Origin of the sequence: Bradyrhizobium sp. 187 (genome assembly GCF_023101005.1) — a bacterium.
In the GTDB taxonomy this organism is placed as follows: Bacteria; Pseudomonadota; Alphaproteobacteria; order Rhizobiales; family Xanthobacteraceae; genus Bradyrhizobium; species Bradyrhizobium canariense_D.
In genome coordinates, this window is the sequence record NZ_CP064693.1 from 4,512,718 (window position 1) to 4,525,575 (window position 12,858).

Below are 12,858 nucleotides of genomic sequence, written 5' to 3' on the forward strand. Positions count from 1 at the left end.
TCAGTAGCAGCGCATGATGTTGACGGTGTGCTCGCCGCCGCCGCGGCCGGGCACAGTCACCTGCTCCGTCGGACAGCTCGGCACGTAGGGCCGGTCGGACGGCACCACGTTCGGCGGGAAGCGATGCGTCCAATCCCAGGGAACGTCGTACGTATAGGTGTAGCGCACGTCGTTGGAGACGGGTTGTGGGGTCTCGGCGAAAGGCTGGCCGTAGCCTGCATTGTCATAGTAGAACCCGCCGCCGCCCGGCCAGTACACCCAAGGCGTGTTGCGGCCACGGAACCTGGCGCCCGGCGCAATGGGCGGACGCGCCGCCGGACCGGAAGGCGTGGCGGCATGTGCGACGGTGCCGCCGGGCCTGGCAAAACCGGCGCTGGGGGCAAGGAGCAGCGCGGCTGCGCTGAGCGAGGCGAGCAACGCCCCAAATGATCTCGACATCATGATACGCACCAACTCGTTTGGCTTCGCGAATAGCGGCTCCCCACCGCACGCTAGGCCGGGCTGTCGCCCACTCGCAAACGTATAATTAATTATTGGTTAAGGCACGGGATGAACAGGGAACAAGCTGCGGCAAGACGCCCGGGATTCCGGCTGATGTCGCTCGTGTTCCCGGGAAACGGACTTCATAACCAGTTGATCGGAGTTGATCGCTTCGGCCGACAACACCCGGAACGCTCCCGCACTGCGGTCGTTGGCTCCCGACACCAGCAAGGAGCATCTCCAATGCAGAACAAATCGAAACTCCTCTGCCTGATCACGGCTTCCCTCGTCGCGGGCACGACGGCCGCCTCGGCCCAGGGCTATGATTGGAACGGATCCCGCGCGGATTGGGATCGCACCGCCCCCGCTTACCAACCGGTTCAGCCACGCGCGTACTATCCCGATGTGGCCAGACCCTACGGTGCGCTCAACGGCACCAACCATCCGGCGCCGAGCTCGACGCAGGGCGATGTCGGCCCGGAGGGCAACAACAACGGCACCCTGACCGGCGTCTATCGCAGCTGGTAACGCCCGCTCACGATGAGGCCCATCGTCCAACGCGGACGATGGGCCTTCGTGCGTCAGCGGCCCTGCTGCTTGCGCAGCCAGTCCAGCATGTCCTGCGCATTTCGGGTGCTCTGCGTCACGATGGCGGTGTTGCCGCCGCTGCGGCGATAGACCGTGGTACGCCCAGGCTCCTTCTCGATCTTGACCTCGGCCTGCGCCGGATCGCCGCTCTGGGTAATGACGGACGTGCCGTTCTCGTCCTGAACCATTGTGGTGTGGCCGTCACCTGACTCGCCGGCTCCGGCCGGCCCCGCTGCCATTGCCATCATGATGCTCATTCCTGCTGCAAGTACGATGAACCTCATATTGCACCTCACCTTCTGATCACCGGCTGAACTGAAATATCGACAACCAGTTGAAGCGCCCGAATTGTCGCACCGTTCCCGTGTTCATATCGCCGATCTGGAGCAGGAGGACATTGGTGGAATTGCCGACCTGAGTGATATCGGCGATGTTGCTCACACCCGACTGACCGATCGCCAAATTGGTGGTGCCACCCACCTGGATCACATCGACATAGTTTCGCGTGCCGTTCTGGATGATCGTCGCATCGACCGTTCCCGTGCCACCGATCTGGATGACACGCGCAATATTGATGCTGCTGTTCTCCTCGATCGTGACCGGCTGGACGTCGTTGCCGAATTGCACGATCGTTTCGATGCTCACGTTGCGGTTCGTCACGCCCCGCTGGACGGATCCGGCGGATGCCTCGGACGCGACGCTGACGGCGGCGAGCAATGCCGCCAATGCCAGGAGCAGTCTACCGCATATCATTGCCTTGCCCCCATTACATTTCTGACGACGCTGAGGTCGCGCCCGGCTCAATGGCTATTCTGGACAACAGTCGCCGAGTTGAACGCACCGAACTGGGACAGGAAACTGCTGGTCGACTGGCCGGCCTGGCCGACAAACGCGACATTGTTCACGCCCGCCTGCCCGACCGATGCCGACGTCGTCCCGCCGAATTGCAGGATTCCGGTCGCGTTGTTCGTGCCGTTTTGAGCGACGGTCGCGCTGGTGCTGCCGCCTATCATGAACACGCCGGCCATGTTGAATTGACTGTTCTGGTTCAGCACGACCGGCGGGCCGCCGAGCGACACGATGGTCTTGATGTCGGCGGTCTGGGCACCGGCCGATCCGGCGCCTATGCAACACAAGGTGAGAAACGCGCCGCAGGCGGCGCCGGAAAAATGTCTCATGACATGCCTCGCGACTGAAAATGGATTTGCGATCACGGAGTTTGCTGCAAAATCGTCGAGCCGTTCAGGATTCCGAGCTGTCCGACGGCCGCCGCGTTGTTCGCGCCGATCTGGCCGATCAGGCTCGAATTGGAGCCACCGGCCTGGCCGAGTAACGCGGTGTTGGACGCCGTCGCGGTGGTGCCGCCCTGCCCGATCACTGAGGTGTTGACGGTCAGGAGCGAGCCCGTCTGCAGGGTGGTCGCAGTATTGGTGGCGCCGAATTGCATCGTGGTGGCGCTGTTGTTGGTGCCGCCACTCTGCGAGATGAAGGAGTTGTTGGTGGTGCCGAATTGCAGCACGCTGGCCGAGTTGCCGGCCTGGGCATCGACAGCGGTCAGCAAGCCGAACGCGACGATCGTGGCAACGAGATATTTTTGATGCATGACATTTCCTCCGCGAAAGTCGGCGGACAAGCTCTCACCGAGTCGTCCCGCCCGAGGCGGTGCTTTCAAGGATGGCGCGGACGCGCCGCAGATGACGCGTCCGGCCAAACGGGGCTGGCTTAGTGCGCCGTCTGCGAGACGGTGCTGCTGTTGACGCCGAACACGCTGAGCTGTCCGACGGCGGCGGCGTTGTTCTGAAGCGCGGCAGGCCCGAACGAGTTCTGGGTAATCGCGCTGCCGTTGTTGCCGAACGCCACTTGGCCGGTCGTCGCCGAGTTCTGCACGCCAACCTGGTTGACCGTGCTGCCGTTGTTGAGCGAGGCCGCGCTGGTGCCCTGCATCGTGGTCGCGCTGTTGATGATGCCGAGCTGGCTGGTCGACGAGCTGTCGTTGGTGAGGCCCTGCTGCGAGACGCTGGAACCGTTCACGACGCCCACTTGCACCGTGGTCGCAGTGTTGGCGGCCTGCGCGGCGGAGGAGAGGGCGAGCACGGCAACGGAAGCAAAAAACAATTTGCGCATGGAATATCCTTTCTGGCTAAGATCTCTGACTGGGTTCGGATGCCGTCTTGGAGGAGGCCGACATCGCAGGACCGACTTTGAACCGATCGTGCTGCGTGCGACAGACTGCAGTTCATGCTAATCGGTACGGACTAGACGTTGCGCGGCGCCTTGGTGCCTGCGGCACTAGCTGTACGGTTGTCCCGTGCCGGTTCGTGTCGTCTCTTCTTCGCATCCCATGCTGTCGACCAACCGCACCACCTCGATCGGCGAGCGAAGCTCCAGTTTTCGCATCATCCTGGTGCGATGGACCTTGGCCGTCACTTCGCTCACCCCGAGCCTCGCCGCGATCTGCTTGGCGACGAGACCTTCGGCCATCAACAGCATGATCTCCCGCTCCCTCGCCGTCAGCGTCTCGACGCGCTGGCGCGCTTCGCGCACGCTATCTTCGCGTTCGAGCCGCCTGCGGTCGCGCTCGATGCCGTGCCTGATCGCGTCGAGGATCTCCTGTTCGCGAAAGGGTTTTGGAAGAAACTCGACTGCGCCGCGCTTCATGGCCTCGACCGAGACGCGGACGTCGGAATGGCCGCTGATGAAGACGATCGGGATAAGCACGCCCGTCTCGGCGAGCCGGCGCTGAAGCTCGAGGCCGGTCGGCGCCGTGCCGGGAAAGCGGACGTCGAGCACAAGGCATGAAGGCCCGCCGGAAATAGTCTCCCCGAGAAACTCGTCGGTCGACGCAAACAATTTCACCTGATGCCCGGTCTCCTCGCAGAGACTTCCTATCGCGGTTCGAATCTGGATCTCGTCGTCAATGACATAAACTGTGGCTTGACCTGAACTCATGGAAACGGGCTCCCCGGATTGGGGCTCGATGAACAAGCAACGAGCCATCCATTCTTCTTGCAAGCGAGATCAAGGTGCTCGGATGAATTCGCGGGGATCGAGCGAGTCGCTCCGATCCGCCGCTTCGACGTCTTAGGCCCAACACCCGTTCAATACGAGTGAAGGTGTTCACACATCGGGTTTCGTGATTGCGGGGATGCGCCCTCGCGACCTGCGGCATCATGGCGAGGCGCGAAATCGGCAATGCTGCGATTGGGAATGCGACGACCGGAAACGCGACGATCTGGCGTGGGAACTTCGGTATCGCCGAGTGCGTCATGGCGTCGCCACCCACGTGCCGACTTGAACGCCGGGCGCTGGCCGCTTCGGCCAGAGCAGACGAGACGTTCAGTCAGCTTGTCGAGTTCGATACCGCGCGCGTCATATCGATACGCTCCGTATGCATTTCGGGCAAGTCGTGAAAAATAGCACCCGCGGACTTTACTTCTGGATCATCAAGCGCACCCGACCGTCGCCCCGGCAGCGGCGACACACTGACGATCGCCTGCGTTTTTCAAGATTTACAACCATAGCGGGTTTACAACCATAGCGCGATCTCTGCCTTTGCCGCCAACGATGCCATTTCAAGAGGCGGGTTTTTGATATGCGATTTGTGCCAGTTATTGCCTTGCTCGGAACTGCATGTGGCCTCGCCGCGGTCTACGCCGCGGGGCCGGCCGTCATCACCGACGCGGCCGGGGCCGCGGCGCAGAAGGCGGCCCTCGCCTACGCATCGAGCCAACGGCTGCTCAGACCCGTGGGGCTGGAAGCACGGAGCTTCGGATCGGACGCCCCCGTATTCCGCTTCGCCTCAATCCAGCGCGGCAGCATCGAGCAGACCATCACCGTCACCGGAGCCCTGCAGCCGGTCAAGACGATCGAGGTGGGTTCCCAGCTGTCCGGGCAGCTCGCCCGGGTCTATGTCGATTTCAACGACACGGTCAGCAAGGATCAGCCGCTCGCCCTGATCGATCCGCGCAGCTTTGCGGCCAAGGTCGACGAAGCCCGGGCCTCTCTGGCCGTTGCCAATTCTCTGGTCGACGTCGCACGGGCCAAGCTCGATCGCACCAGGATCGATCTGCAAAACGCAAGGGGTAGCCGGGACGTGCTCGCTGCCAAGCTCGAGAGCGCCCAGGCGGTCAAGAGCTCGGCGCAGAAGACCTTGCAGCGGAAGCAAGCGCTCCAGTCGCAAAACGTGGTGGCCACGACGACGGTCGACGACGCGCAGACGGAGTTCACCGCACGTCTGGCCCAGGAACGCGAGGCCGAGGTTCTGATGTCCCTCAACTCCTATGCGGTGGATGGGGCGCAGGCCGACGTCCGCCGGATCGAGGCGGAATTGCAGCAGGCACGCATGGCCGTGCCGGAAAAGGCGGCCGTTCTCGCTGCGGCCCAGGCCGATCTCGACCGCACCGTGATCCGCTCGCCGATCGATGGCGTCGTCGTCGGCAGGTTCGTCAACGAGGGCCAGACCCTCGCGGTCGGACTGGAATCGCGCACCACGTTTGTGGTCGCGCATCGACTGGAGGACATGGAAATCCACGCGCAGGTCGACGAAGCCGATATCGGGCGCATCGCCCCCGACCAGCGCGCGCATTTCGCGGTGGATGCCTACCCGGACCGTCGCTTCGAGGCGGTGGTGCGGCAGGTGCGCAAGGCACCGCAGAACCAGCAGCACGTCGTGACCTACACCGTCGTCCTGGCCACCTCCAATCTCGACGGCGCGTTGCTGCCCGGCATGACGGCGCTGGTGAAAATCGTGATCGAGCGGCAGGACGACGTGCTGAAAGTGCCGCTTGCCGCGTTGCGCTTCCAGCCCTCCGGCACGCGGCCGGACGCCGCGGCGCGCAGCGCCGTGTGGGCGCGCACCGCCAGCGGCTCACTCCGGCGTATTCCGGTAACCGTCGGCGCGGCCGGCACCGAACACGTCGCACTCAGGAGCGGAGACCTCGTCGAGGGCAGCCAGGTCGCCGTGGGTCAGGCCATCCGGCCGGCCGGCATGGAATTTCTCGGCATCAGGTTCGGATCATGACGGCCCTCCCGCCCCTCATCAGCCTGCAGTCGGTCTCCAGGACCTATCGCGCCGACGGAGTAGCGGTGACTGCGGTGCGCAATGTCAGCTTCGACATCGAACGAGGCGAGATCGTCGCCGTGATGGGACCCTCGGGCTCCGGAAAATCGACGCTGATGAACATGATCGGGCTGCTCGACCTGCCGAGCGAGGGCGCGCTCTATCTCGAGGGAGCCGACGTCGCCGATCTCTCGGAAAACCACCGGTCGTCCCTGCGCGCCCGCAGCATCGGCTTCGTGTTCCAGTCCTACAATCTGCTCGCTCGCCACAATGCGATTGAGAACGTCGCGCTGCCGCTGGTCTATTGCGGCATCAGCCGCAAGGAGCGTCTGGCCCGCGCCGAGCAGAGCCTGGAGGCCGTCGGCATGGTGCACCGGGCCCACCACTTCCCGCGACAGCTTTCGGGCGGTGAGCAGCAGCGCGTCGCGATCGCGCGCGCCCTGATCGCCTCCCCGCTGATCGTGCTCGCCGACGAGCCGACTGGCGCGCTCGATAGCCGTACCGGCGCCGAGATACTGGCCCTGTTCGCCGCGCTGAACCGGACCGGCCAGACCATCGTGATGATCACGCATGACCCCGGCATCGCGACCCAGTGCCGGCGCACGATCCGCCTGCACGACGGCGAGCTCGTCGCGGACGAAACGCTGGTCCCGATCCTGCCGAAACGGAACGCTGCGCCATGACCATGCTCCAGGGCTTTCAGATCGCTTTGCACGCCTTGCGCCTGAATCCGTTGCGCAGCATCCTCACCATGCTCGGCATCGTGATCGGCGTCGCCTCGATCGTGACGGTGTTTGCGATCGGATCCGGCGCGCAGCTTCGCCTACAGGAGCAGATCCGGTCAATCGGCGCCAACGTGCTGATGATCAACCCCGGCGCGGTCTACCGGGGCGGCGTGCGTCTCAAGGATGGCAGCAAGCTGACCATGACCGAGAGCGACGTGCAGGCGATCCTCGAGCAGATCCCCGAGATCCAGGCAGCGGCCGGTTCGATTGCAGGAACGGCCCAGGTCATTCACGAGAGCAAGAACTGGAACACGACCATCAACGGGACGACGACCGGGCACTTCATGGTGCGCGACTGGCAGCTTGCGACCGGCCGCTATTTTTCCGGCAGCGAGGAGGCAGCAGCCGGCAAGGTCGTGATCCTCGGCAGCACGGTGGCGCATGAGCTGTTCGCGCCCGGCGAAGACCCGATCGGCGCACAGATCAGGATCATGAAGGTGCCGCTCGAAGTGGTCGGCGTTCTCGATCGCAAGGGACCGGCGCAGGACGACGTCGCCTTCGTGCCGCTCACCACGGCCAAGCTGCGCTTCCTCGGCAGCGCAAGCAACATCAACCGGGATTCGGTCGCCTATATCATCGCCAAGGTGGCCGCGGACGGACAGATGGCGGGGGCGCGAACGGAGATCGAAAACCTGCTGCGGCAGCGCCACCGTATTCCCGCTGGCCAGGAGGACGACTTCAAGGTCCAGGATCCGGCCGCCGCCATGGAAGCGCAGCAGGGAGCGATCCGCACCGTCGCGCTCCTGCTCGTCGCCATCGCCTCGGTCTCGCTGCTCGTTGGCGGCATCAGCATCATGAACGTCATGATCGTTTCGGTCACCGAGCGCACGCGCGAGATCGGAATCCGCCGCGCGCTTGGCGGGCGGATGCGGGACATCCGTCTTCAGTTTCTCTGCGAGGCCCTCGTGCTCTGCCTGCTCGGCGGCGCGATCGGCGTCGGTGCCGGCGTCACGCTCTCGATGACGGTCGCTCGCATGGCAGGATGGATCACCTCGATCGACGGTCAGGCGATCGGCCTTGCCCTCGCCTTCTCGATCGCGACCGGCCTGATCTTCGGCTTTTATCCCGCCCGCAAGGCATCCAAGCTCAGCCCGATCGAGGCACTCAAGACGGAGTGAGAACATTCTGGGGTGTTCGCATCGACCAAAGGCCACGAAGGAGCAGTTATGAGTCGGGATCCGAAACATTCGATCACACCAACGCCGCGCGAGCGGGACCTGATGATGCTGATCGCACGCGGAATGCAGAACAAGAACATCGCGTACGAGCTCAAGATCTCGGAGAACACGGTGCGGGCGCATATCGGCAACATCATGCGCAAATACCGCCTTCAGAACCGGACCCAGATCGCGATCATCTTTGCCCTGCGGGCGGCGCCGCCATCGCTTCGCCGCAACCTGGCCAATGGCGGCCGCAATTCCACGACGGCCGCGCCGGCCAAGGCGGTCGCTCAGAATACGCCGGTGCCGACGGCACCGGATTGACCGCTCGGCCACAATCCCTTGCGTCATTTCTGGCGAAACACCCAAGTCCGGGGTCAACGCAACGGCGACAAAATATTTCTCTTTATTAGAATTCGGATTTTTGTTAGGAATTTCTCAACCCGGCCCAAGGAAGAGGGGCGTATCGCGATCGTCACGAACGCGGGCCGGACGGCGGTGGACGTTAGTCACATCGGCGCGAATGGCTTCGCAGGGCGGCTAACCGTGAGCGAAGGCGTCGCGCACACGACCGGTGCGATCGGCGTACGGCAAAATCGTGTGGTCCTGACGCCCGGGGTCTGTGCGTCAACCGTTGCGGTGATGTGGGTTGCCCAACCGGGCACACGCATCAGCCATCCGCAAGGCGACGGGGGCAATAGTGCATCGCTCCCCGGGGAGAGCACGACATAAGCCGTAAAGCCACTGCGCAGGGAAGGCCGGATGTTGGGCTTCACCTGTATGCCGCTGTGCATTGTTCTTACGACAATCTCGCACAGTGGACCGCGGGTGCCAGCCGGCACCCGGTCTTCCCTGCGCCCTCTTTCATTTTGAGGGTGAGGCGACCAAGCAAAGCTCGGGCGAAATGCGCCGCGAGAGGGCGAAGGTGTGTCTGCCACTCGGAATGCGAATCGAAGCGCGACGCTGCCAGCCACTCACTCCGTCATTGCGAGCGCAGCGAAGCAATCCAGTCTGCCGCCGGGGAAAGATTCTGGATTGCTTCGCTGCGCTCGCAATAACGATGCTGAAGCAGCGCGTGCCGACACCGCGATCTCGTGCCGCCGGACGCCGCGCAGAGCGGGGCCCCTGTCCTTCTTTACATGGCGCTCCGCTCTTGTAACAAAACCGTCATGCAGCGAAACTAAATGAAGCCGGGGGCCGCGGTTGGCGGCCAAGCCGCCTCGCAGGGAGAGATTTTGATGCGCCGTTCGCTGGTGTTGCTGTCAGCCGGACTGACAGTGTTGTCCGCAGGATTTTCGACCGGACCTGCCTCCGCAGAGAACAACACGCCCCGTAACCTGATCCTGTTCATTCCGGACGGTCTGCGGGCGCTGAAGGTCACGCCTGAGACCGCCCCCGCAATGGCCGAAATCCGCGACAAGGGCGTCAACTTCAAGAATTCGCATTCGCTGTTCCCGACCTTCACCATGGCCAACGGCTCGGCGATGTCGACCGGCCATTATCTCGGCGATACCGGCGTGTTCTCCAATACGATCTGGACCAACTACACCTCGGTACCCGCCGGCGACACCGTGGTCCCCTTCATCGAGAACGACGCCGTGCTTGGCGACATCGACGAGCATTTCAAGGGCGACTACCTCAACGAGGACACGATCCTGAAATTGGCCCGCGACAAGGGCTACAGCACCGCCGCGCTCGGCAAGCATGGTCCGACCTATCAGTTCGACCACACCGACAAGCCCGAAAAGGCCGGCCTGCATTCGGTCGTGTTCGACGATGCGACCGGCGGCAAGAACGGCGTGGCGCTGTCGGACGAGGTCAAGGCCGCTCTCACCAAGGCCGGCCTGCCCCTCGCCACGCCGCCGCGCGGCGACAACTCCAAGGCGGGCGATGCCAAGACGCCCGGCACCACGGCGGCCAACGTCGCGCAGCAGGCCTATTTCGCCGACGTCGCGGCCAAGGTCGTGCTGCCGATGTTCAAGGCGCGCAACAAGCCGTTCGTGCTGGTGTTCTGGTCGCGCGACCCCGATGGCAGTCAGCACAACACCGGCGACAGCCTCAACCAGATCATGCCCGGCATCAACGGGCCGACCTCGATGGCCGGCATCAAGAATGCCGACAACAACCTCGCCCAGCTCCGCAAGGCGCTGGACGAGCTCGGCCTTGCCGCCACCACCAACATCATGGTCCAGGCCGACCACGGCTTCTCGACCATCTCCAAGGAAAGCAAGACCAGCCCCTCGGCCAAGGTCAGTTATGACGACACGCCGAAGGACTTTTTGCCGATGGGTTTTCTGGCGCTCGATCTGGCGAAGGCGCTCGACCTGCCGCTGTTCGATCCCAACGACAAGAACGCCAAGGTCGAGGGCAACAAGCATCCCAAGGCCGGCAACGGCGTGCTCGGCAAGGATCCGGAAAAGCCCGATCTCGTCGTCGCCACCAATGGCGGCTCTGACCTGATCTATTTGCCGACCAAAGACAAGAAGCTGGCGGCCAAGACCGTCAAGCTGCTGCTTGAGCAGGATTACGTCTCCGGCCTGTTCGTCGATGACTCGCTCGGCCGCTTCCCCGGCACGCTGCCGCTGTCGAGCATCAACCTGCGCGGCAAGGCGGCGACGCCGACGCCGGCGATCGTGGTCAACTTCCGCTCCTATGCCAGCGATTGCGGCGAGGCGCCGACCAACTGCTCGGTGCAGGTCGCCGACACCGTGCTGCGCCAGGGCCAGGGCATGCATGGCAGCTTCAGCCGCGGCGACACCATGAACTTCATGGCCGCGATCGGTCCGGACTTCAAAGCCGGGTATGTCAGCGAGATCCCGGTCAGCAATGCCGACGTCGGCATGACGGCCGCTCAGCTCCTCGGTCTGCGCGCTTCTCAGAACGGCGGTCTCGTCGGCCGCGTGATGTCGGAGGCGTTGTCCAACGGCATCGTGCCGAAGGCCTACAAGGGGGTCGAGAAGTCGAAGAAGTCCGAGAACGGCCTGCAGACCGTGCTGAACTTCCAGCGCGTCGGCAGCCAGCGCTATTTCGACACGGCCGGCTTCCCCGGCCGCACGCTCGGGCTGGAGCCGGACGCCGGCAAACAAAAAACGGCGGGGAAATAACCCCGCCGTTCAAATGCGTCCTTCGTGAAAGGCGCAGAATTTTACATGCCCAAAATCTTACATGCCGATGTCGAACACGTTCGGCAATTGGCCCGCCAGAGGCAGCGCGGTGGCGCCCAGGAAGGTCGCCACCATCGCCATCAGGCGACGGTTGTTCTGGCGCTTGCCGCGCATCTGGCCGGCGATCCACTCCAGCATTTCGCTGTTGACCTTGGAGGCATAGGACGGCGCCCAGCTCTCGATGTCGGACTCGGCCGACAGCGCCACGCTGCGCGGCGGCACCTTCAGGCCGGAGGCGCTCGCCGCATAATGAGCTACCGCCTTGGCGAGCAGGTCGTCGAACCGGCCGCCATCGGTGCGCTCGGTGGCGGCTTCGTTGATCTCGAACAGCACTTCGGCCTCAGTGCGGCTGACCGGCTGGTCGTTGACGGCCGTGGCGGTGAGGATGCGGGCGCACCAGGCGGTGTCATCGGCATCGAGCGAGCGGGAGAAGTGCACCCTTCCCTTGGTGGTCGGGCCTTCGCCCGTGATCACGCCGTCGCGCACGATGGTCAGTGCATGGGCCGAGGTATCGCGGCAGGATGGTTCGAGGGACGGTGACTCAGCAGACTTATGCGCAGCGGCAGACATAGTTCACTTCCAGATTTCTTCTGATCGGCCAGCAATTTCATGCCGGCGTAAAGGGGTGGTTAATGATTCGGTACCGGGATCGCGACTCTTTGAGATAGTTGCCAATTGGTCGCTGTCAGGACCATTTTGGTTCTGGCAAGCGCCGGGCGAGCGTGATGGAAGTCATAAAAGGCTTTCTCGGGGCAATCACGCCCGTATAGCCCCGGTGGAGATGTTTCGCCGCGGGCGCGGCTGTAACAAAAAGGTGCTAGGAAATCAGGCCTTCAAAGAAGGAATTCACATTTTACTTGAAGCGGTTCAGTTAGCGTTCACTTGGGATCGCGGAGACCCTATAATGCCCGCGACGGTCAAAGATGAATTCGCAAGTAAATTCAATAACATGAGGTAGAACCATGACACTTCCGATTGGCACCACCGCCCCCGACTTCGAAGCCGAGACCACCGAAGGGAAGATCAAGTTCCACGACTGGATCGGCAATAGCTGGGCGCTGCTGTTCTCGCACCCGAAGGACTTCACACCGGTTTGCACGACCGAGCTCGGCGCGCTGGCCAAGCTGAAGCCGGAATTCGACAAGCGCGGCGTCAAGCTGATGGGCCTCTCGGTTGATCCGGTCGACCGCCATTCCAAATGGTCGGAGGACATCAAGGAGACGCAAGGCGCGGCCCCGAACTATCCGATGATCGGCGACACCGATTACAACGTCTCCAAGCTCTACGGCATGCTGCCGGCCGCGATTTCGGGCGATCCCCTCACCCGCACGGCCGCCGACAACCAGACGGTCCGCAACGTCTTCATCATCGGGCCGGACAAGAAGATCAAGCTGGTGCTGGTCTATCCGATGACGACGGGTCGGAACTTCCAGGAGATCCTCCGCGTGATCGACTCGCTCCAGCTCACCGCCAAGCACCGCGTCGCGACCCCGGCCGACTGGTCGCAGGGTGACGACGTCATCATCGCGGGCTCGGTCTCCAACGACGAGGCCAAGACGATCTACCCGCAAGGCTGGAAGGAGCCGAAGCCCTACATCCGGATCGTGCCGCAGCCGAAATAA

Annotated in this window: 15 protein-coding genes; 7 read left to right on the top strand and 8 right to left on the bottom strand. The window is 63.4% G+C overall.

The features are described from left to right. On the bottom strand, positions 1 to 441 hold the full coding sequence (locus IVB19_RS21700; RefSeq protein ID WP_247371828.1) for a hypothetical protein: 441 nt from the start codon (positions 439 to 441) through the stop codon (positions 1 to 3). 282 nt (positions 442 to 723) lie between these two features. Between IVB19_RS21700 and IVB19_RS21705 the strand changes: the two genes are divergently transcribed. Further along, positions 724 to 1,008, top strand: a complete 285-nt coding sequence (locus IVB19_RS21705; RefSeq protein ID WP_247371825.1) for a hypothetical protein — start codon at positions 724 to 726, stop codon at positions 1,006 to 1,008. A gap of 53 nt (positions 1,009 to 1,061) precedes the next feature. On the opposite strand, the gene IVB19_RS21710 is transcribed toward IVB19_RS21705, so the two are convergent. The 6 genes from IVB19_RS21710 to IVB19_RS21735 all read right to left on the bottom strand — a co-directional run bounded on the left by IVB19_RS21710 (position 1,062) and on the right by IVB19_RS21735 (position 4,017). Beyond that, on the bottom strand, positions 1,062 to 1,352 hold the full coding sequence (locus IVB19_RS21710) for a hypothetical protein (protein ID WP_247371822.1): 291 nt from the start codon (positions 1,350 to 1,352) through the stop codon (positions 1,062 to 1,064). Between the two features lie 19 nt (positions 1,353 to 1,371). Next, positions 1,372 to 1,785 (bottom strand): curlin, encoded by a 414-nt coding sequence (locus tag IVB19_RS21715; protein ID WP_275995869.1) that lies wholly within the window; start codon positions 1,783 to 1,785, stop codon positions 1,372 to 1,374. An 83-nt stretch (positions 1,786 to 1,868) separates the two neighbouring features. Next, positions 1,869 to 2,246 (bottom strand): curlin, encoded by a 378-nt coding sequence (locus tag IVB19_RS21720; RefSeq protein WP_247452473.1) that lies wholly within the window; start codon positions 2,244 to 2,246, stop codon positions 1,869 to 1,871. 32 nt (positions 2,247 to 2,278) lie between these two features. Continuing rightward, on the bottom strand, positions 2,279 to 2,671 hold the full coding sequence (locus tag IVB19_RS21725) for a curlin (RefSeq protein ID WP_204511438.1): 393 nt from the start codon (positions 2,669 to 2,671) through the stop codon (positions 2,279 to 2,281). Positions 2,672 to 2,790: 119 nt separating this feature from the next. Continuing rightward, positions 2,791 to 3,192 carry a hypothetical protein gene (locus tag IVB19_RS21730; RefSeq protein ID WP_018455265.1) on the bottom strand — a complete coding sequence of 134 codons (402 nt, stop codon included), beginning with the start codon at positions 3,190 to 3,192 and terminating at the stop codon, positions 2,791 to 2,793. 165 nt (positions 3,193 to 3,357) lie between these two features. Continuing rightward, positions 3,358 to 4,017 (bottom strand): response regulator transcription factor, encoded by a 660-nt coding sequence (locus tag IVB19_RS21735; protein ID WP_247452476.1) that lies wholly within the window; start codon positions 4,015 to 4,017, stop codon positions 3,358 to 3,360. 643 nt (positions 4,018 to 4,660) lie between these two features. Between IVB19_RS21735 and IVB19_RS21740 the strand changes: the two genes are divergently transcribed. The 5 genes from IVB19_RS21740 to IVB19_RS21760 all read left to right on the top strand — a co-directional run bounded on the left by IVB19_RS21740 (position 4,661) and on the right by IVB19_RS21760 (position 11,176). Next, positions 4,661 to 6,088, top strand: a complete 1,428-nt coding sequence (locus IVB19_RS21740; RefSeq protein WP_345956886.1) for an efflux RND transporter periplasmic adaptor subunit — start codon at positions 4,661 to 4,663, stop codon at positions 6,086 to 6,088. Then, complete coding sequence (locus tag IVB19_RS21745; RefSeq protein ID WP_085351324.1) at positions 6,085 to 6,810, top strand: ABC transporter ATP-binding protein; 726 nt, start codon at positions 6,085 to 6,087, stop codon at positions 6,808 to 6,810. The genes IVB19_RS21740 and IVB19_RS21745 overlap by 4 nt, the downstream gene beginning before the upstream one ends. Continuing rightward, on the top strand, positions 6,807 to 8,030 hold the full coding sequence (locus tag IVB19_RS21750; RefSeq protein WP_247371809.1) for an ABC transporter permease: 1,224 nt from the start codon (positions 6,807 to 6,809) through the stop codon (positions 8,028 to 8,030). The genes IVB19_RS21745 and IVB19_RS21750 overlap by 4 nt, the downstream gene beginning before the upstream one ends. Before the next feature lie 48 nt (positions 8,031 to 8,078). Next, entirely contained in the window at positions 8,079 to 8,396 is a 318-nt protein-coding gene (locus IVB19_RS21755) for a response regulator transcription factor (RefSeq protein WP_085351323.1), read from the top strand. Between the two features lie 914 nt (positions 8,397 to 9,310). After that, positions 9,311 to 11,176, top strand: coding sequence for an alkaline phosphatase family protein (locus tag IVB19_RS21760; RefSeq protein ID WP_247371803.1), 1,866 nt, complete (start codon positions 9,311 to 9,313; stop codon positions 11,174 to 11,176). 57 nt (positions 11,177 to 11,233) lie between these two features. Here the strand turns inward: IVB19_RS21760 and IVB19_RS21765 are convergent, their stop codons facing one another. Next, positions 11,234 to 11,806 carry a hypothetical protein gene (locus IVB19_RS21765; RefSeq protein ID WP_085384255.1) on the bottom strand — a complete coding sequence of 191 codons (573 nt, stop codon included), beginning with the start codon at positions 11,804 to 11,806 and terminating at the stop codon, positions 11,234 to 11,236. A gap of 392 nt (positions 11,807 to 12,198) precedes the next feature. Between IVB19_RS21765 and IVB19_RS21770 the strand changes: the two genes are divergently transcribed. After that, positions 12,199 to 12,858, top strand: a complete 660-nt coding sequence (locus IVB19_RS21770) for a peroxiredoxin (RefSeq protein ID WP_018455274.1) — start codon at positions 12,199 to 12,201, stop codon at positions 12,856 to 12,858.